The sequence below is a fragment of the Telmatobacter sp. DSM 110680 genome (genome assembly GCF_039994875.1).
Lineage (GTDB): Bacteria > Acidobacteriota > Terriglobia > Terriglobales > Acidobacteriaceae > Telmatobacter.
The window spans coordinates 914,878-935,419 of record NZ_CP121196.1 but is presented as its reverse complement, the minus strand read 5'-3'; the positions used below and the strand labels follow the sequence as shown (position 1 = coordinate 935,419).

Genomic DNA, 20,542 nt, shown 5'->3' with positions numbered 1-20,542 from the left:
AATTAAGAATCAAAACTGTGAATTCATTCATACCGCAAAGCCTCGATCGGATCGAGGTTCGCGGCCTTCCATGCGGGATAAATTCCGAAAATCAGCCCAATGGCGCACGAGACACCAAATCCCGTGAGCACCCACATGGTCGACATGGTTGCGGGCAAGCCGATGGGCAGGAAGTAAATGATCCACGTAAAGATAGCGCCGAGAAGGATGCCGATAACTCCCCCTACGGCGCACAGCGTCACCGCTTCTGTCGTGAATTGAACCAGCAGCGTTCGCTTGGTGGCGCCGATTGCCTTGCGCACTCCGATCTCACGCGTTCGCTCAGTCACGCTCACCAGCATGATGTTCATCACACCGACGCCGCCCACCATCAGGCCGACACTCGAAACTGCAATCATGAAAAGAACAAGGCCGCCGGTCAGCTGATTCCACAATTTCGACAGCGAATCAGGCCCGAATATCTCGAAGTCGTCATCTTTGTTGACCTTCACCTTGCGCCGTACGCGCAATAGCTCTCGAATTTCTTCTTCAACAAGAGACTTGTTCTTAGGATCGTCATACTTCACGCTGACCCACATGTCCTTGTCTTCTGGATGAAGATTGTGAAAAGTCGCAAGTGGGAAATATGCCATGTTGTCGTTCGGATTTTTGCCGCCGCCAAATGGCTGTTTCTGCTTGTCGAGGACACCAATCACGGTATACATCCCGGACTCGACATTCACTTCCTTACCGATGGCATACTGTTCGCCAAACAACTCTTCCCAGGTATCGTGGCCCAGTACCACCACGTGCTCTGCCCGCTGATCTTCAGCGTCGTTCCAAAGCCGTCCCTGCAGAAAGACAAGGTCGGTCACCATTCCCACCTGTGAAGTCGAACCCTGCAGGATTGTTCCGGCAATTTTCTTTCCGTTGTATTTAACGGCGACATCGCCGACCCGAAACTGGCTTTTGGTGTGCTGATAGCCACCGTCGGCGGCGACCACATGCGGCAGCGTCCGAAGCGCTTCAACATCGCCGAAGTTCAGCTTCTTGCGAGCCAGCATCTCCGTGGTGGGACGCACGCCGATCACCGGCATGTGAAATACCCAGAAGACATTGCTGCCCAGCGAACTGACAAATTCCTGTACACGATTGTTAAGCCCACTGATCACCGAGGAAATCGTGATCACTGTGGTCACACCAATGACAATGCCCAGGATGGTGAGCCCCGATCGCAGCTTGTTTGTGCGAATGGTTTGAAGAGCCATCTTGACCGATTCGCCGGCTTGTTGACCTCGCATGAGTTGCTCCGCGCTCTAAAACTAAGAACTACGAACTCTGAACTACGAGCTGTTTCTTTACATCTCTGCCCGAAGTGCCACCACGGGATCCAGTCTTGCAGCCTTGCTCGCCGGGTATACCCCAAAAAATATTCCGACTGCGCTAGCGAGAATCAGGCCAAGAAAAATCGCCCAGATCGGCACAGCGGTCGGAAAACCCACAAAAATCGTGATCAGCTTTCCCACCAGCACGCCCAGGAGCACTCCGAAGATACCCCCTACCGATGACAGTGAAGCGCTCTCGATCAGGAACTGCATCAGCACATCCCGCTGCTTCGCCCCCAGCGCCTTACGCACGCCGATCTCCCGCGTTCGCTCAGTCACGCTGACCAGCATGATGTTCATAATCACCACGCCACCCACCACCAATGCAATCGAGCCAAGTCCCAACACTACCCACGCAAAGACGCCCAGCAACTGGTTGGCGATATCGAGAAACGTGTCGTTGGTCTGAATTTCAAAATCATCCGGTTGCCCGGGAGCCCGGTGTCGACGCGCACGCATGATGACACGCGCCTGGTCCTCGGCATGCGTCATCACCTGCGAGCCGCCTGTGACGCGCGCATAGATGTCCACCGAATCGTTATAGCCGTAGATCTGCTGGTAGGTCGTGATTGGGACGGCCACCCAATTGTCCTGCGACTGGCCCAGTGTTTTGCCTTGCCGGTCACCCACTCCGATGATGGTGAATGGAATCCCATCGACACGGATTTCCTTGCCCAGCGGATCGTCGCCGCCGATCAGGTTGTCGACAATGTCGTAGCCCACGATGGCATTGTGGAAGGCGTGCTCTTCGTCAGCCGGCGTGAAACCCCGGCCTAGCGCAATGTCAACGTTGTTCAGCGACATCATCGACGCGGTATAGCCGCGAATGCCTGTGTTGTTGCTGGAGTGGCCGTTGTACACCACGTTTGTGCTCTTGAAGAGCGAAGCGCCCACTTCGCTACAGGCATCGCAGCCATCCTTGATGGCCTCGTAGTCTTCGATGCGAATGATCTTGCGCTTCTGATAACTGAAATATTCGTCGGCGGAAAGAATCACGCTCGACATCCGGTTCACCGTGAACACGTCGGCACCATAGCCGGAGAGCTTGGTCGAGATAAATCGCTTCGCCCCCTGCACCAGGGTGAGCACCATAATTACCGACGCCACGCCCATCACCACGCCAACCAGGGTGAGAATCGAGCGCATCTTGTTTCCCCACAGGGATTGAAGCGCGAGTTTGAAGGCTTCGAGAATGCTCATGAGAGAACGATCCGCTTCTTTCTATCTCATACCGGAGGAACTGCTTTCAGTTTACGCAAGGTTGTCTCTGCAATCTGCCGTAATCGATGACAGTACGCTGGAGTGCCGAACAAACCAGCATCTCTCCCCAATTCGCCGCGATATTCGATAGACGGCTGGGAGCGCTGCCAAGCCTCAGTTTCGAAGCGAGAACATCCCCTTAAGGTAAGGGTACGCAGCCAATCGGAATATGGTTCCGGGCGGCCTCGTCTTCGAAGACGAAACGGACGAATATGACCTCAAACCGGATTCGGCGCTAGATAGGCCGCGCCGTCGTGTTGTGGGCGTCGGTCACGTTGTCCGGTTCATCGGTGAAGGATTTGCCGGCTCGATAAGCGTATTTCTGGTCCTTTCCCCCCACCTTGCGGATAGCGTCCATCGCGCCATCATCCCACGTAACTCTCGCTTCGCCATTCACATACGCCCACTTGCCGTGGACACTACGGAGCGAGCGGTGAGCGTCGCCGCTTTCATCCAAAGTGATGTAAAAGGTACCCCCGTTGCCGTCCCCTACCTCCCACTTGCCCAGGAAATGGCCGCGGGGGGGAGCGCCTACGGGCGCTGAAGTTGAATCCCCGACTGGGATGCCACCGCTGCCGGAGAATTCGATGCGCGCCACATCGGCAAAATTGAATGTCTGCCGGTGGCCGTCTTTAAAGACAATCACGAGCTGGCCCGAGCCGTTCCTGGCGGCATGGTTTTGCGCGACACTCGACAACGCCGAAAGCGACAGCAGTGCCCCCGCTGCTAGAAAGACGACAAACTTACGCATCGTGTTCTCCTTTTTCATCAGCGGACGAGACAAAGGCGACCCGACCCGCGGCACCATTATCTACGCGGATCGGGGATGGGCAGTTCCTGATATGCACCAATTTCGTTGAAAGCCAGATTCCGGCGAGCTATGGGAAGACTGAAAACAGGGATCGCAGATCCGTCTCACTGCCGGCGTTTCGAATTAGCGGGTACACGCCGAAGATCTCCTGGATAGTGCGCAGAGTCGATCCATGCGTGTAATAGGTGGAGTTCGAATAGTGATTGCCTTTCCCATAAGGCGACAGCACGATCATGGGCACCGGGCCATTGCCGCTGGCCGCCTCGTCCCAGGTTATGAAAAGTGCTCCGCCGCTGCGATAAGCGGTTGAGTTGAGAATCATGGGCACGGTCTTTTTGAGCCATTCGTCTCCGTGAGCGATGGCGTTGCCGCCGCACCTGTCATGCATGTCGTCGCACACGTTCGGCGTAATGAAGTTGTAGCGCGCCACCGTGTTCGCTGTCAGATCGTGCGCCAACTGCGTAAGGGGACGAATGTGCGCAATGCACTCCGCCGAAGAGGCTGAACGGTTGTTGGTCTGGTCGTTGAAATACACGAACGGGTTGTGGTGCACCTGGTAAAGCTGATTTCCGTTGGAATCGCTAGCGCCCTGGTTTGTCAGCGGACAGTTAATGCCACTGATGTCTTCATCGTAGGACCGCCAGGAAATGCCCGCATTCTCAAGCAGCTTTACGAGGTGATCGCTGGTTGTCTGGGGATGCTGCGAGGGCGGACCATCGTCATAGATCCCGAAGTTCGTCCCAGCTTCGAGCCACAGATAATTCGGCAGGCTGGGGTGGTTTCCGGGGGGATTGTTGTAGTTATTGGCGTACGACGCCATCGGTAGCAGGGTGTAGTTGATGTAAGGCGCCTCGGAATTGCCCTTGATGCTGGTGCTTCCGCTTCCCGTCCAGTTGTGGTTTTCCATTACGATCACGAAAACCGTCTTGATGTGATGAACGGTGGTGGTGGCGTCGGGCTCGGGAACGGACGTTGAGACTTCCTGGGCCAATGCTGGCAGAGAGACCGTAATCACAAGAAACGCCTGCAGATAGCGCCGAATTGGTAGTGGGACTGAAAACATCTCGAATCCTGATTTCTTTTGAGATTCCCTGGCTCGCAAGGGTTCTTTGTGGGTATCGAGCGAGCCGCCTAAACCGGGCATCGCCGCTGCCTGTTAGATTGTGCCCGATCCAGGGTGTGAGCCATTCGGGCGCTTCCGCACTCGGAGCGCATAGGCGTTCGATGAGAGCGAATCCATCGCGAAGATGCGATCGGCGTAGGATGTTCCTCGACGCGGTCTAACGGATTAACCCGTTGAGCTGGCGATTTCCGAAGACTGGGAATCCGCTTCCGCATCTAAATGCTTATGAATGCAACGACGAAGCGCGTCCTCGTGGTCGGTGCGGGGATGGCCGGCCTTTGTGCGGCGCGGGAACTCGCCGAGGCTGGCAGGCATGTCCTGGTACTGGAGGCTCGCGATCGTGTGGGTGGCCGCATTCGCACGCATCGGGACCAGGGAGAGATTGCTGAATTGGGCGCCGAGTTCGTTCATGGGCAGTCCCCGGAGCTTTGGGATCTGATCAGGGAAGCTGAGCTTGAGACCTACGAACTCGACGGCAAGGACATTTGCCACCGGCAGGGGAAGCTGAAGAAGTGCGACGAGCAGGGCGAGATGTTCAAGTTCCTCAACGGGCTCGAACGCTGGATGGGCCCTGATCTATCGTTCGCCGACTACCCGCCCTTGCAGAATCTCTCGCCCGAAAAGCGTGATGAAGTCATCAACTATGTGCAGAGCTTCAATGCGGCCGACTACCGCCAGATTGGTGTGCATGCACTTGCTGTGCAACAACACGCAGAAGAGGAAATAAGCAGCGACAAGGTATTTCGCATCAAGGGCGGCTACGATCTTCTACCGGAGTTCGTGGCGAAAAAAGTGCGCGAGGCAGGCGGCCGCATCGAGCTCTCGCGCACAGTGGAAAGAATCGAGTGGCAGCGCCATCGCGTGCAGGTATTTGCGCGCGATGGGGGAGAACTGGCTCAGTATTCAGCCGAACAAGCGGTGATCGCGCTGCCTCTGGGCGTTTTGCAGCATCTTGTGGTCGTGTTCGATCCGGTGCCTGCGCCGCTGATTGCCTCGAATCAACTGGCGATGGGGCCCGTTCGCCGCTTTACTTTGCTGTTCCGGGAGCGATGGTGGGCTGAACATGAGGACGTGCAGTTGCCGGCGATGAGCTTCCTGTTTGCTCACGATGCCATGCCGCCGGTTTGGTGGACCGCCCACCCGTGGGAGACTCGCACCATCACCGGGTGGATCGGTGGCCCGCGATCAGCCGCGTTCGCTCAATGCACCCGCGAGCAGATTGGCGACCTTGCGTGCGCAGAATTGGCAAAGGTCTTCTCGCTTCCCCTGGCATATCTTCGAGGGCAACTGATTGGTTGCGCAACTCACGACTGGCAGACTGATCCGCTCAGTTGCGGAGCATATAGCTATGTTCCCGTGGGCGCTCTCGATGCGGTGCTGAAAATGGCGACACCCGTGCGTGACACGCTTTATTTCGCCGGAGAACATACCGATGTAACGGGCCATTGGGGCACCGTCCACGCGGCGATGCGGTCAGGATTGCGGGCGGCAAAACAGGTGCTGTCATCCACGCGAGCGCAGGTGCACGAGTTGAGCGTGCGACAAGGATAAAGTCGATCTTGGCTCAGAGCTGTCCGGGCCAGCTCCTACCGTATCGGTATGACCCTAGCTTTCCCAGCACTTGTCACATTTCGAGCGTCTTTCCGGCTTTAAAGTCGTAGGATACTCTGACAAAGCTCTTCTTTCGATCCGCTGTTCCCAAACCAACTGACGTTTGTATTCGGAGATTCCTATGACTCCTGTTCGCTCCCGGCTGGCGCTTGTTCTCACAGCGCTCGCTCTCGTCACCCCGATTTTGGTTGTCGCGCAGAATGCCTCAAGTTCTTCAAACGGCCAGATTCCTTTGCTGCTGCGCAATCCCTCTCTCTCGCAGGACAAGATTGCCTTTCTCTATGCGGACGATGTGTGGACTGTGAACCGGAACGGCGGCGAAGCTGAACGCCTCACCTCGAACGGCAAAGTCGCAGCCGGTCCTTTCTTCTCCCCAGACGGAACGGAGATCGCCTACTCCGCGCACCTCAACGGAAACGTCGACGTATACGTGATGCCCTCCGGTGGCGGAGTGCCTCGGCGCATCACCTGGCATCCGGGCGGCAGTGAGGTCGTCGGATGGACACCCGACGGCAAAAACATTCTCGTCACCAACGGCGCGACCAGCTTCCGCGATTTTGCAAGGCTCTCGACAGTCCACGCCGATGGCTCCGGCATGCCTGAGTCTCTGCCGCTTCCTTCGGGAGTCCAGGGATCCTACTCGTCCGACGGCGAGTCGATTGCCTATCAGCCAATCACGAAGTGGGAAGAGGCGTGGAAGCAGTATCACGGCGGCCAGACCACGCCTATATGGATCGTGAATCTGAAAACCCTCGACCTCGTGAAAGTGCCCCGCGAAAACTCCAGTGACTCGAATCCCGTGTGGGTCGGCAAGTCTGTGTATTTTCTATCCAACCGCAACGGCCCGGTTTCGCTCTTCCGCTACGACACGGATTCAAAACAGGTGACACCTGTCGGCGAAAACAAAGGCTACGATCTTAAGTCTATGCAGGCTGGACCCGGCGGCCTCGTCTATGAGCAGTTCGGTTCAATTCACTTCGTAGACACCGCGAACGGCAATGCTGATCATGCAGTTCCGATCCAGGTGCACGGAGAACTCTCAGATCTTGCGCCGCATCAGGCTTCTGTCCGCGCCGACGAAATTAGAAATGCCACCCTGTCGCCGACCGGTGCACGCGCCGCCTTCGAAGCGCATGGAGAAATCTTTACCGTTCCCGGAGAGAAGGGCGATACTCGCAATCTCACCAATACTCCGGGCGTTGCCGAGCGCAACCCCTCGTGGAGCCCTGACGGCAAAACGCTTGCCTACTTCTCCGATGCATCCGGGGAGTACCAGCTCTATCTGCGTGATCAAACCGGATTCAAAGCGCCGAAGGTGATCGACCTCGGCCCGGATCCCAGCTACTACTACAGTCCGACGTGGTCGCCGGATTCGAAGCACATCGTCTTCGCAGACAAGCACAATCGCCTGTGGCTGGTGGACGTTCCCACTGACAAGAACCCAGCCGGCAAACCCGTGCAAATTGACAAAGCCATCTACGGTTCCTTCGGATTTGGCTTCAATACAGTCTGGTCTCCTGACTCGAAGTGGATGGCCTACGAGCGCGATCTCGAAAACCAGCTCCACGCGATCTTCCTCTATTCCATGGAGACACACAAATCGACGCAAGTCACCGACGGGATGAGTGACGCCGGAAGTCCAGCATTCGACCTTAACGGAAAATACCTGTACTTCATCGCTTCCACTGACGACGGCCCCTCCCACGCCGGCATCGATCTGTCATCGCTCGATCGCGCACAGACAAGTGCGGCATATGTAGTCGTGCTGGCCAAGGACGGAGCATCGCCGATCCCGCCCGAAAGCGACGACGAAAAGATTAAAGAAGAAAAGAAGGACGAGCCTAACCCCAAGCCGCCCGTTGCCGACGACAAGAAAGATGACAAGGATAAAGACAAGAAAGCTGCCGACAAAGACAAGGACACAAAGGCCGGAGATAAGGATAAGGACAAAGAGAAGGACAAGCCCGTCGAAGTCAAGATCGATCTCGACGATATCGGCAATCGGATCCTGTCACTTCCCATTCCGCCGCGCAACTACGCCGCAATCGGAACTGGAAAAGCTGGCGTCATCTACCTGCTTGAAGGTCCGCCGTTCGGACGCGCCTCTGGCGATGGCGGTCCCGGAATTCGTGCCGTATGGCGCTTCACACTCGAAAAGCGCGAACCCGAAACCGTTCTCAACGACATCGACGCCTTTCAGCTTTCGGCGGATGGATCGAAAGTCCTCTACGCGCGTAAAGGCGGATGGACGATTGCTCCGGCAGATGATCTCAAGCCAGGCAACGCTGCTCCCGGCAAGCCGCTGAACCTCGGCAGCATGCAAACCATGATCGATCCCCGCGCCGAGTGGAGGCAGATTTATCACGAGACGTGGCGCATCCAGCGCGATTTCCTATACGACCCCAATATCCACGGATTGTCGATTCCGAAGATCGAGGCTAAATACAAGCCCTATCTCGATGGTCTCGCATCGCGCGCGGAATTCACCTATCTCTCCGTCGAGATGCTCGGCGAGATCAACATTGGACATATGTTTGTCGGCGGCGCGCACTCTGAAGACAACGGCCCCAAGGCTGGATTGCTGGGAGCGGACTACAAAATCGAAAACGATCGGTATCGCATCGCGAAAATTCTTGGCGGTCAGAATTGGACCCCGGGGCTTGCTTCTCCTCTGACCATGCCCGGCGTATATGTGAAAGAAGGCGAATACCTGCTTGCCGTTAACGGTCGCGAACTCCACGCACACGACAACCTCTATGAATTCTTCGATGGCACCGCAGGAAAACAGACAATCCTGCATGTGGGTCCAAATCCCGACGGAAAAGATGGACGCGATGTAACCGTGGTTCCGATCAACGACGAGAACGGTCTGCGCAACCTTGACTGGATCATGGGCAATATCCGCAAAGTGAATGAGCTCTCCGGTGGCAAGGTGGCTTACGTCTACATGCCTAACACTGGCGGATCGGGCTACACCAATTTCAACCGCTACTTCTACTCGCAACTCGATAAACAGGCCCTGGTACTCGATGAGCGCTGGAACGATGGCGGCCTGATTGCGGATTACGTGGTCGACGTGCTCAAGCGCTTCCCGCTCTCCGGAGCGATCGAGCGCGACGGCAAGCCTGTTCACGACCCGGTGGGCGCCATCTTCGGACCCAAGGTGATGCTGATCAATCAAAACTCAGGCTCAGGCGGCGATGCCATGCCGTGGTACTTCCGCAAAGCCGAAATCGGCAAGCTGGTGGGCACCAAAACATGGGGCGGACTGGTGGGCATTGGCGGATATCCTCCGCTGCTCGACGGCGGATTTGTGACTGCGCCGCGCTACGCCATCTACGGACTGAAAGGCGAGTGGGAAGTGGAGAACCTTGGAATTCCCCCCGACGTCGCGGTTGAAGAATTGCCCAAGGACTTCGCCGCGGGACACGACAAGCAACTTGAAACCGGCGTGCAGATGGTCCTCGACGAGTTGAAGGCTCATCCTATTCCGTCAATCGTCGTGCCCCCGTATCCCAACTATCACAAGAGCGACGGTCTCGGAAAATAGCAAACGCTTCCTTTACATCGGGCGCAGCAAGTTGGGGCACGACTTCCATCGTGCCCCTTTGCTCGACCTCTCGATGGCTTCACTACAGTTCGGATTCGAAACCGCGCTAGCGAAGTCTTCGCCTGTCAGATATGGTGATGGCCATGGACCGAAGAGGCGTATTACTTGGCGTCACCAGTCTCACCGCAGGCCTGGTCGCCGGACCTAATGCTGCAGAGGCGCAACCCGCGACCTCATCCCGCAAATTCAAAATCATGGTCACTGGCGGACATCCGGGCGATCCGGAATACGGTTGCGGCGGCACCATCGCGCGACTCACCGCGCTGGGGCACGAAGTAGTCCTGCTCTATCTGAACAATGGAGCGTGGCCTCCTACTCCGGCCGAGACTCGCATCGCTGAAGCCGCTAGGGCTTGCGCGATTCTCCGTTCGCGTCCGGCTTATGCAGGCCAGACCAATGGACATGCGGTACTCGACAACGATCGGTACGAAGCATTCCACAAGATCATCGACGCCGAAAAGCCCGATGCCATCTTCAGTCAGTGGCCCATCGACAATCACCGCGATCACCGCGCTATATCCATGTTGACCTACGACGCATGGACTCGCTCTGGTAAGAAATTCGCCCTGTACTATTACGAGGTTTCAGACGGAGAGGATACGCTGCAGTTTTCGCCCAACCAGTTTGTCGACATCACAGACGTGGAACCGTTGAAGCGATCGGCCTGTTTCGCTCATGCCAGCCAGACGCCGGATCGTTATTACAAATTGCAGGATATGGTCGCGCAGTTTCGCGGTATTCAGAGTGGCTGCGAGAAGGCTGAAGCCTTTGTCCGCCAGATACAGAACCCGTACGACATCTTCCAGATGACAAACATTCACACTCGATAAAGCTGCGGTCCTTTCGATGTTCGCTTTCGACACAGCGCCGACCGCTTGCGAACAGCATAGACCGGATTTTCTATCCATGCTGTATCCTGGCGTTTCACTGCCGCGCCCACCTCGCAGCATCACCACGCGTCCTGAACACCTCAGAGACCGCTCCACCTCATCCCCGCACTTCGTTTTCCGATTGGTCCCGAAGTTGCTTCGTATAAAAGCGCAGCACCAATCCAATTCGCCTCCGGAGAGCTCCATGATCTTGCGATTTCCACGCCAACTGCTCGTCGTACTTCTGTTCACTGGCGCACTTTGTGCGGCCCAAAATCCTTTCGCCGGAACCTGGAAATTGAATCCTGCAAAAAGCAAGCTCACCGATCAGATGAAGGTTGAATCGGCCGGCCCCAACAAATACACCTTTATCTTCTCCGGCGACAACTCCGAGACCATACTCGCCGATGGCACCGATCAGCCCGGCATCTTCGGCACCACGTTCGCCGTCACCGTCCGGTCTCCTAATCAATGGAAGGTCGTGCGGAAGAACGGCGGCCATGTGACCATCTCAGCCATCTGGGATCTCTCACCCGACGGCAACACCCTCACCGACAACTTCACCGGCTACAGGGCTGACGGCTCCACCAGCAATCTCCTCTACAAATACTCGCGAACCGCGGGCACATCCGGCTTTGCCGGCACGTGGGAAAGCACGAGCGAGCAGGTCAACTCCAGCTATGAGATGCAGATTGAAACCTATGAAGACAACGGCCTCTCCTTCGTTAACCCGGCCCAGAAGATGACGAAGAGCATCAAGTTCGATGGCAAAGACTACGCATCCCAGGGGCCGAATCTGCCGCAAGGTTATGCCACGTCCGGTCGTCGTCTCAACGAGCGGTCCGTCGAACTGACTGACAAAATCGATGGCAAAGTTATGGACATTCAGCAGGTCGAGGTTTCATCGGACGGCAAGAGCCTCACCATCACGACGCAGATTCCGGGCCACACCAAGCCCAACATCCAGGTCTTCGATCGCTAGACTTGGCTATCCCTAGCTGACCAAAGCAGGCTTACCCAGAATCAGGTCCGCCAACTGCTCAGTGGTAGCGTTGCCCTGAATGCGTCGCTCTCCAAGCTCGATCACTGGAACCGCCCGGATCCCGCGCGATGCAAGAATATCCGGACGCAAGGTCACATCAATTTTTTCAATCTTGAAGTTCATGCTCTCCCGCAGCGCCTGCAGACGCTTCTCCACGATTGGGCAGAACGGACAGCCAAGACCGGTGTAGAGCGTCACAATTACCGCGGCTCCGTTGCGCTGAGGCTCGGGCCCCTTCGCATCGGGTGCCGGTGTGTCATCAACTTTGCCGTAACCCATCGCTTGCGAGATGGAAGGAAAAACTCGAAGGTACACCCACATCACAAGCGGCAGAGCCATGAGCCATGTAATTGCGAACCCATAATGGTGCGTGAACAAAAGATAGCCAACGCCGCCTACGAGTATCAGCCAATTCAGATAGATGGCGACTAGATAGCATTGTTGCTTCATGGTCGATGAGTAAAGCATTCATCAAATCAAGCCTCCGTGATCCGCATCACGGGCGACAACGCACAGTGCTGCATGCTCAAGACCCCGCACTGCAAACTTCTGTTTAGCAATAATTTGCCACCCCTATCCAATCATCTTTTTGAAACGCATTCTCATTGACGAGCACTATCTCTGCGGGTAAACTTCGGGCCAGTCAGGCGGCCCACAGCTTGTTTCCCTCTATGCCGCTGATTTCACCCTGGAGGATTCACCAATGCTCCCCCTCTTCAAGCGCGCTGCGCTCCTGCTTGCCATCTTCCTTCCTGCCACCATCTATGCCGCCGACTACACATATCAGCAGACCACGCAGGTGACCGGTGGCTCGCTGCTGCACATGGTCAAGTCTGTCGGCTTTTTCAGTTCGCAGGCCCGCCATATCGGCGATCCCGTCGTCTCCAGCATTTACCTCAAAGACAACCGGCTGGCCAATGTGTCCGCTGAGTCGATTGAGATCATCGATCTCGACAAAGAGACCATCACTCACGTCGACGTCCAGAAAAAGACCTACACCGTTATGACCTTCGATCAGATCAAGCAGGCGGTGGCAAACGCTCGCGCACAGTTGGAAAAGCAACAGCCCGCTCAACCAGCCGCCGCCCAGCAACCAGCCGCCGACCCAAATGTGAAGATGAGTTTCGACGTGAAGGTCCGCAAGACCGGGGCCCAAAAAGAGATCAGCGGATTGCAGAGTAACGAAGCTATCCTCACCATGACGATGACTGCCACGAGCACCGCCCCCGCTACCACTGACCAGCCGCAACAATCCGGTGCGATGGCTATCACCAACGACATGTGGCTGGTGCCAGCGATCCCCGGCTACGACCAGGTGCGCGATTTCTACAAACGCATGGGTGAGAAGATGGCCGACTCCAACACCATTGGGCTGGGCTACGACTTCAGCAAGATGCTGGCGCAGAATCCCGGTGCTGGACAGGCCCTTGGCGACATGGCCAAGGAGATGCAGAAGCTTGACGGCGTACCAATCATGCAGGTGATGCGTATGGGCACCACCTTGAACGGACAGCCACTGCCCGCAGCATCCGAAGCGCCCACACCCGCAGCCCCCGCAGGACCCAGTGCGGGCGACGTGGCCAAGCAGGGAATGGCTTCCGCAATCTCAAGCCGTCTGGGTGGATTTGGCGGTTTCGGCAGAAAGAAGCAGCAGGCTCCTCCACCCGATCCCGCTCAGGACGCGGCCGCCGCGCAGGCAGCTTCAATCTTGATGGAGACGCAGATCACCACATCCAATTTCTCGTCTGCTCCGGTCGACCCATCTCACTTCGACATCCCGGCAGGCTATAAGCAGGTGCAGCCGCAAACTTCAGCCCCACCCGCAACCCCTCAATAAGCGATGCATGCCCGCGGAGGGCAAAGACTGAGCGCAGCGCCTCAGGCTGGCCAGCTTGGAGTATCTGTCGCCTTTTATTCGGGCGCCTCCTGGCTGCTCCGCAGTGGTCGACGACGAGTTGATTGATGATCCGATTGCGCGCATTCGGCATGAATGCGCGGAGAGCCAAACCAGGTCGGTTAGCACGAAACCAGCGGCCATATTGACGTCCTCTTCTTTGTGCCAAAATGTCTCAAAATAAAATCGAAACACTCTTTCGAATTCGATTTATGATTATGAATTAACCAATCAAAGCATGCCTCGAAAGAAGACAGAAAAAACGGCGATCTCATACCATGCCCACCGCGAGCGTCAGCGTCGCCGCATTCTCGATGCCGCCTGGAAACTCTTCAATGATCGGGGAATTGATCGCGTCACGATGGCTGAGATCACTGCGGGCAGTGGAGTTCAGCCTTCCACCATGTATCAGTATTTCTCCAACAAGGACGACATCGTCTGGGCGATCGTGAGCGAGTTGATGCAGCAGGCTCGCGGGCGGGCAAAGCAGATGCTGGAAGGAGCTACAAACGCGCTGGCGCGCATCACCGCACTGCTGGAACTGATGGCGGATGAACTCTCGAATAACCGGGAGCAGGTGCGGTTCATGGCCCAGTTCGATGCAATGTATGCGCGCGACTGGCCGGTAGAACGACTTCTCTCTTTGGAGTCGCAAGTTCATCCGCAGCCGTTTCGATGGTTCAGCGAATTGATTCGCGAGGGCGTTCAAGACGGTTCGCTGCGGAGCGACCTTGATCCCGATCTCACGATGCATGCCGTGGTCAATGGCGTCATTGGGACGCAGCGCCGCCTGGCTTCCCTGGGAAACAAAATTGAGCAGGAATACGGCAACTCGATCGATCGTCTGTTCCGCGAAACCATCCGCCTGATCCTGCTGGGACTACGCGCACCAGAACGCAAATCAAAAACCCACTCGCGCCGGAATCAGAGAAAGCAGAAGTCTACTCAAGAGATAAGCAGAAAGAGGTCCTCGTGAAATTCCAATCCTCGAGAGCAATCGTTTTAGCGGTCATGCTGGCCTGCTTCATCACTGTCTCGATGAGAGCCGCCATCCCCAGATCGCCGCGACAGGAATTCGCTGCAGATGCCGGATGGAAGTTCTTCCTCGGCGATCAGAACGGCGCGGAATCGCCTTCGTTTTCCGATACTTCCTGGCGCGTTGTCGATTTACCCCACGACTGGAGCATCGAGAGCAAGCCCGACAAGGACAATCCCAGCGGTGCAGGCGGAGGATTCTTCCCCGGCGGCGTGGGCTGGTATCGCAAGACATTTCGCGCCCCCGCCGATTGGAAGGGCAAACGTGTGAGCGTCGAATTCGATGGCGTATACCGCGACGCTACGGTGTATCTGAACGGGCACAAGCTGGGGACGCATCCCTACGGCTATACCGCGTTCACCTTTGACATGACTCCGGGACTGAACTTTACCGGGCCGAATGTGCTTGCCGTGCGCGTGGATAACTCAGCCCAGCCGAATAGCCGATGGTACAGCGGATCAGGAATCTACAGGCATGTGCGCGTGGTGGTGACGGACCCTGCGCACGTGGAGCACTGGGGCGTTGTAGTCACGACGCTGGAAGCGACGGGCACGTCGGCCAAGGTCTCGATTCGTACACGCGTGGCAAATGAGTCCTCTGGCGATGTCCCAGTTACAGTCGAGACGACGCTGCTGGACAAGACGGGAAACAAAGTTGGCAGCGCACAAACGATGCTGAGCATCGCAACGGGCAAGGATGACGTGGCTTCGCAGGAGATCACGGTAGCAAATCCTGCGTTTTGGTCGCCGAAGTCACCCACACTGTACCGCGCAGTTTCTACGATTCGCGAAAATGGAAATGTAATCGATAAGGTCACCACTGTTTTTGGCATACGCTCGCTTGCGTGGTCAGCAGAGAACGGGCTTCTGTTGAACGGCAAGCCGATCAAGCTGACCGGCGGCAGCGTTCATCATGATAACGGACCTCTCGGAGCCGCCGCGTTCGATCGCGCAGAAGAGCGCCGGGTGGAACTGCTGAAGGCGGCGGGGATGAATGCGGTGCGCACGGCGCACAATCCACCGTCGACTGCGTTTCTCGATGCATGCGACCGACTCGGCCTGCTGGTACTCGATGAGCCCTTCGACGTGTGGAAGGCACACAAGGTCAAGTTCGATTACGGCACCGACTTTGATGAATGGTGGAAGCAGGATGTGTCGTCGATGGTGTTGAGAGACCGCAATCACCCGTCGATCGTGATCTGGGGCATCGGCAACGAGATTCCTGAACTCGAAACGGATCGTGGCGCCATACTTGGCAAACAGCTTGCGGACCAGGTGCGCGCGCTCGACAACACGCGACCGGTCACGCTGGCGTTTCCGGGCACAACAACCAAACCCTCGGCGCAGGCCGTCTTCTCGCAACTTGACATCACGGGTTACAACTACAACATCCTTGCCACATATCAGAAGGACCACGAGCAGTTGCCATCGCGCATGATGCTGACCACCGAGTCGTGGCCGACAAAGGCTTTTCCGCTCTGGAAGATATCAGAGGACAATCCGTATGTTCTCGGCGACCTGACTTGGACGGCCATGGATTACCTCGGAGAGTCAGGCATCGGAGCGTGGCAATACGGCACCCCGCAACAGGCGAAGATGGCTGATGGGATGGCAAGCATGATGGCGGGCACGGCGATGATCGACCAGTTGTTCACCGGAATGGCAGAAGGTAAAGACCCAATGACGGATATGGCCAAAAACAATTCCGATCCAAACGCCAAGGCTATGATGGAACTCTTTTTTCATCCCTATCCCTGGCACGCTTCAGCATGCGGCGATCTCGATCTGACTGGCTTCCGTAAACCGCAGTCTTACTATCGCGACATCATCTGGAACGGCGGCGATCGCGTTTATGCCACCGTGCGTCTACCTGAGCCAGAAGGCAAGAAGATCATTGCCATCATGTGGGCTACCAACCCCACACTGCACAGCTGGAACTGGCCTGGACAGGAGGGGAAGCAACTGGATGTGGAGGTCTATTCTGGCGCGGAAAAGGTACAGCTATTCCTAAACGACAAGCTGATCGGCGAAAAGCCGACGGGCCGCGAGCAGGAATTCAAGGCGGTGTTTTCTGTACCATACGCTCCGGGCACACTGAAGGCGGTGGGACTGCGCGGGAAGCGGGTTGTTACCGAAGATGTTTTGATGACCGCGGGAGAACCGACACGGCTGCGGGTGACGGCGGATCGAACTGTGTTGCAGGCGAATGGAGAGGACCTTTCGTTCGTAACGGTCGAAGCCGTGGATGCGCACGGCCAGCCCGATCTGCATGCTGATCGAGAGGTGCATTTCGCGCTCAGTGGACCTGGAGTGATCGCGGCTGTTGGAAACGGAGATGGACAGGACGCAGACTCCTACAGCGGCGATCGACGCAAGCTCTACCAGGGACGCGCACTCGTTGTGATTCGCACGTCGAAACAGGCTGGACTCATCAAGCTGACCGTTAAGAGTTCCGGCCTCAGCGACGGCGCATTGACTATCAGCGCAAGGGCGCCGCAGCCACAGGCTGAATTGCGGTGACCAGGCAGGCCTCAAACGCGCGCCTGCGGATGACCGTATGCGTGCTGTTCTGACCCAACGACCTCAAATTGCCTGCCGCAAGTAAAGCGACCCACCGTGTGAACCGTTGACCACAATCGCTGGGTCATCCCTCTGAAAATAAACGCCAAAGAAAATCCTGAATTTTTGCAGCTCATTCCCGCGACGGGTCTAGGCTAAATCTATGCAGAAAATATCAATGTTCCTTTTAGGGAGCAGCTCGTCATGGTTTCCAGAGATATCGAATTGGACAGCTATTGAAAGCTGTCAAAGGGTTTAGAACGGCGCCCAAAAGTACAAAAATGACCATTAGAACCACGCACGAAAATCAATTAACCACCATTCCCACAGCAAGTTGACTCTTCAAAACCTAACTCGAGAAAGTTGGCCGGTGAAACTGCGCAACTGTGAAGAGAATGCACTCTATGCAGAGATCCGATACTGCAGTTTCCGCTTACCTGTGCACGCAAACAAGGACTGCGCCTGGAAATCAACCCTCACAGCTTCCATGGAACGCAGGGTTTAGAATCGTTCGTGGCGTGGCAACTTTTGCGCCATCTTTTTGCCCGCACAGCACAAGCTGCGACGGGCTGATGTGTGCAGACTTTTCGAGGAAGCGGGCAGGGATGCGAGCGAAGACGGCAGTGATACTGGGCGCCCAATGGGGCGACGAAGGCAAAGGCAAGATCGTAGACGTGCTGAGCGAGCGCTTCAGCGCCGTCGCGCGCTATGCCGGCGGGCACAATGCCGGCCACACGGTGATCCATGGCAAGCAGAAGTTCGTGCTTCAGCTCATTCCCTGCGGCGTGCTGCGTCCCGGCTGCAAAGGCGTCATTGGCAACGGCGTTGTTCTCGATCCAATTGCTTTCTTGAAAGAAGTCGCCAAGCTTCGCGGACTCGGTGTCGAAGTGGACGACCGGCTTTTTGTCTCCAACCGCGCGCAAGTCATTCTGCCCTACCACCGCATGATCGAGCTCGCCGCTGAAAGCGCACCCGGACGCAAGCGCATCGGCACCACGAGCCGCGGCATCGGCCCCGCTTATGAAGATAAGATGGCGCGCAGCGGTCTGCGCATCGTGGATTTGCTGAATACGTCGCTGCTGCGTCAGCACATTGAGGCGGCGTGCGGCGAAAAGAATGCGATCGCGCACGCGCTATTCGGTACCGATCCCCTCGAGCCGGAGAAGATGTACGAGGAGTATGCGGCGGCTGCTGAAGAAGTGCGCCCGTTCGTTGCCGACACCGGCCGGCTTCTGCACCAGATCATTGCCGGTGGCGGGTCGGTGATGTTTGAAGGCGCGCAGGGTACCATGCTCGACATCGATCACGGCACTTATCCATTTGTGACGTCGTCGTCGGCAACAGCGGGCGGCGCGGCGACGGGAACCGGCGTCGGACCGACAGCGATCGGAACCGTGATCTCGGTGACGAAGGCTTATGTCACCCGCGTTGGCGAAGGACCGTTTCCAACTGAAATTCACGATCCGATTGGCGACCAGCTACGCGCGCGCGGCAACGAATATGGCGCCGTAACCGGTAGACCGCGTCGCTGCGGATGGCTCGATATTCCGCTGTTGCGCTACTCCAATTTAGTAAACGGCGCGGAGTGGCTTGTAGTAACCAAGATGGATGTGCTCGACGAACTAGAGGAGATTCCCATCTGCGTGGGCTACCAGGTGGATGGCAAGGTCAGCGATGAGATTCCCGCCGACGTGCAGGGCCTCGAACGCATCAAGCCGGTCTACACAACACTGAAGGGTTGGCGTTCCTCCACCGAGGGCATCACAGAATTTGATAAGCTGCCAAAAGCCGCGCAGGAGTATCTACGCTTTCAAGAACGCGAGAGCGGCGCGAAGATCGGCATGGTTTCTACGGGCCCCGACCGCGAGCAGACGATGGTGTTGCCGGAATTTGCTGCGGCACTCGACGAGATTCACGCATAGACTGGATTGACTGCCCGGTAACTTGCCCGGCGTGAGGAAGTGTTTCCGATGATCAGCTTTACTGTCCGGATGAGGTTTGCCCAGGAAGATCGGGCGGAGATTGCCGAGATTCTTGAAGCACTCACCGCCGCGTCCCGGCAGGAGCCCGGATGTGTAAGCTACATTCCGCACTGGGTGCAGGGCGACACATGCACCGTCCTGATCTACGAACAGTACAAGGACCAGAAAGCTGAAGAGGCGCACCGTCAGTCGGCGCATTTCAAGAAGTACGCTGTCGCCGGCCTGTATCAGAAGATGCTGGAGCGAAACCGCGAAGATCTGGCCGCCCTCGCCTAGAACGGCGAGATAAGATCGCTCCGAGTTTGCGATCGGCAGGTGTGGTGCAATGAAGTTTCCTTCCTTCGAAGAATTGGCAGAAGTGGTTCGGGTTTCGGCTCGGTTGAAGCTTAACCAACGCATCGATCCCGACACTCAACTTCTACGTGATCTCAAATTGAATGACAAGACGGGCGTGAATGTTCTGAGTGCGATCGAACGACATTATGAAATTCGCCTCTCACCAGAAATTCACAATCACATTCAGAACATCGAATCGATTCAGTGCAAAGATGCAGATGAACATCCTGTCATCCAATCGCTGTTCGCGCCTTCAACACGCGAAGAACACCCTTGGACGGTTGGCCTGCTATATCGAACCGTTCTGGAGCAGTTGAGCAAATTGCCCACCGTGCAGTTCCTCGGGCGGACGTAGAACAGCGTTTTTTGCGGGATCAACAGATATCAAATGACGTATCTTTGGTCACATCATCTAATGACCATAAGGATGTTTGCTACCCATAAATGACCGCACAGCGGATTGACCCACACGACAAATCGGGACTACTATCCGTTACGCCGATGGGAATCGCGAAGTCAACGTTGCGTGGATGTTCGAGCCGCTATCTTGCGATGGGTGTTGCCGTCCTGATGATGGTGGGCACAGCCGCTTCGGTGGCCGCAATGGGTCGGGCAGAAAAGCATGAGACGCGCCACCAGATTGAGAATCTCGAAGATGCGTGGCGAAGCGCGATTCTGAAGGGAAATATCCCTGCAATGGATGCGCTGCTGGCAGACGACTATATGGCCATCACACCCACGGGAATCCTGCAATCCAAAGAGCAGGCGCTCGCCAGCCTTCGAGCCGGATCCGTACACTTCAAGGCGATTGATCTGAGCGACCGCAAGATTCGCATGTACGGAACCACGGCGCTGGTGACCTCGCGTGCTGAAGTCGCGGGAACCGGACCGGACGGGGACATATCCGGCAGTTACCGGTATACGCGCGTCTACGTCAGAGACGCGCGCGGGTCGTGGCGGATCGTGAGCTTTGAAGCGAGCAAGATCAGGCAGTTCAGCGACCATCGTAGATCGGAATAGAATTTCCCTCCAGGCATGCAATCATT

At 56.6% G+C, this 20,542-nt stretch carries 16 protein-coding genes; 11 read left to right on the top strand and 5 right to left on the bottom strand.

Annotated features, from left to right (window positions below; genetic code table 11):
• Nucleotides 1-23: 23 nt before the first annotated feature.
• The 4 genes from P8935_RS03705 to P8935_RS03690 all read right to left on the bottom strand — a co-directional run bounded on the left by P8935_RS03705 (nt 24) and on the right by P8935_RS03690 (nt 4,498).
• The gene (locus P8935_RS03705; protein WP_348263670.1) at nt 24-1,280 is read right to left on the bottom strand and encodes an ABC transporter permease; all 1,257 of its coding nucleotides are present in this window, start codon (nt 1,278-1,280) and stop codon (nt 24-26) included.
• A 57-nt stretch (nt 1,281-1,337) separates the two neighbouring features.
• On the bottom strand, nt 1,338-2,564 hold the full coding sequence (locus P8935_RS03700) for an ABC transporter permease (protein WP_348263669.1): 1,227 nt from the start codon (nt 2,562-2,564) through the stop codon (nt 1,338-1,340).
• Between the two features lie 295 nt (nt 2,565-2,859).
• Nucleotides 2,860-3,375 (bottom strand): hypothetical protein, encoded by a 516-nt coding sequence (locus P8935_RS03695; RefSeq protein WP_348263668.1) that lies wholly within the window; start codon nt 3,373-3,375, stop codon nt 2,860-2,862.
• Nucleotides 3,376-3,502: 127 nt separating this feature from the next.
• Complete coding sequence (locus tag P8935_RS03690; RefSeq protein ID WP_348263667.1) at nt 3,503-4,498, bottom strand: alkaline phosphatase family protein; 996 nt, start codon at nt 4,496-4,498, stop codon at nt 3,503-3,505.
• 285 nt (nt 4,499-4,783) lie between these two features.
• On the opposite strand from P8935_RS03690, the gene P8935_RS03685 reads away from it, so the two are divergent.
• The 4 genes from P8935_RS03685 (at nt 4,784) to P8935_RS03670 (ending at nt 11,630) form a co-directional block, all read left to right on the top strand.
• On the top strand, nt 4,784-6,109 hold the full coding sequence (locus tag P8935_RS03685; RefSeq protein ID WP_348263666.1) for an NAD(P)/FAD-dependent oxidoreductase: 1,326 nt from the start codon (nt 4,784-4,786) through the stop codon (nt 6,107-6,109).
• Nucleotides 6,110-6,290: 181 nt separating this feature from the next.
• Nucleotides 6,291-9,719, top strand: a complete 3,429-nt coding sequence (locus P8935_RS03680) for a PDZ domain-containing protein (protein ID WP_348263665.1) — start codon at nt 6,291-6,293, stop codon at nt 9,717-9,719.
• A gap of 143 nt (nt 9,720-9,862) precedes the next feature.
• Entirely contained in the window at nt 9,863-10,609 is a 747-nt protein-coding gene (locus tag P8935_RS03675; RefSeq protein ID WP_348263664.1) for a PIG-L deacetylase family protein, read from the top strand.
• Nucleotides 10,610-10,853: 244 nt separating this feature from the next.
• Nucleotides 10,854-11,630 (top strand): hypothetical protein, encoded by a 777-nt coding sequence (locus P8935_RS03670; protein WP_348263663.1) that lies wholly within the window; start codon nt 10,854-10,856, stop codon nt 11,628-11,630.
• Between the two features lie 12 nt (nt 11,631-11,642).
• Here the strand turns inward: P8935_RS03670 and P8935_RS03665 are convergent, their stop codons facing one another.
• Entirely contained in the window at nt 11,643-12,158 is a 516-nt protein-coding gene (locus P8935_RS03665; RefSeq protein WP_348263662.1) for a glutaredoxin family protein, read from the bottom strand.
• Between the two features lie 235 nt (nt 12,159-12,393).
• Between P8935_RS03665 and P8935_RS03660 the strand changes: the two genes are divergently transcribed.
• From P8935_RS03660 to P8935_RS03630, 7 genes are all read left to right on the top strand, one after another.
• Nucleotides 12,394-13,527, top strand: coding sequence for a hypothetical protein (locus P8935_RS03660; RefSeq protein WP_348263661.1), 1,134 nt, complete (start codon nt 12,394-12,396; stop codon nt 13,525-13,527).
• 295 nt (nt 13,528-13,822) lie between these two features.
• The gene (locus P8935_RS03655) at nt 13,823-14,560 is read left to right on the top strand and encodes a TetR/AcrR family transcriptional regulator (RefSeq protein ID WP_348263660.1); all 738 of its coding nucleotides are present in this window, start codon (nt 13,823-13,825) and stop codon (nt 14,558-14,560) included.
• Nucleotides 14,557-17,139, top strand: a complete 2,583-nt coding sequence (locus P8935_RS03650) for a glycoside hydrolase family 2 TIM barrel-domain containing protein (protein ID WP_348263659.1) — start codon at nt 14,557-14,559, stop codon at nt 17,137-17,139. Before P8935_RS03655 ends, P8935_RS03650 begins: the two co-directional genes overlap by 4 nt.
• A 644-nt stretch (nt 17,140-17,783) precedes the next feature.
• Nucleotides 17,784-19,100 carry an adenylosuccinate synthase gene (locus tag P8935_RS03645; RefSeq protein WP_348263658.1) on the top strand — a complete coding sequence of 439 codons (1,317 nt, stop codon included), beginning with the start codon at nt 17,784-17,786 and terminating at the stop codon, nt 19,098-19,100.
• Nucleotides 19,101-19,148: 48 nt separating this feature from the next.
• The gene (locus tag P8935_RS03640; RefSeq protein WP_348263657.1) at nt 19,149-19,436 is read left to right on the top strand and encodes a putative quinol monooxygenase; all 288 of its coding nucleotides are present in this window, start codon (nt 19,149-19,151) and stop codon (nt 19,434-19,436) included.
• A 49-nt stretch (nt 19,437-19,485) separates the two neighbouring features.
• The gene (locus P8935_RS03635) at nt 19,486-19,851 is read left to right on the top strand and encodes a hypothetical protein (protein WP_348263656.1); all 366 of its coding nucleotides are present in this window, start codon (nt 19,486-19,488) and stop codon (nt 19,849-19,851) included.
• Between the two features lie 89 nt (nt 19,852-19,940).
• Nucleotides 19,941-20,516: a nuclear transport factor 2 family protein gene (locus tag P8935_RS03630; protein ID WP_348263655.1), complete on the top strand. Its 576-nt coding sequence runs from the start codon at nt 19,941-19,943 to the stop codon at nt 20,514-20,516.
• Nucleotides 20,517-20,542: the final 26 nt, after the last annotated feature.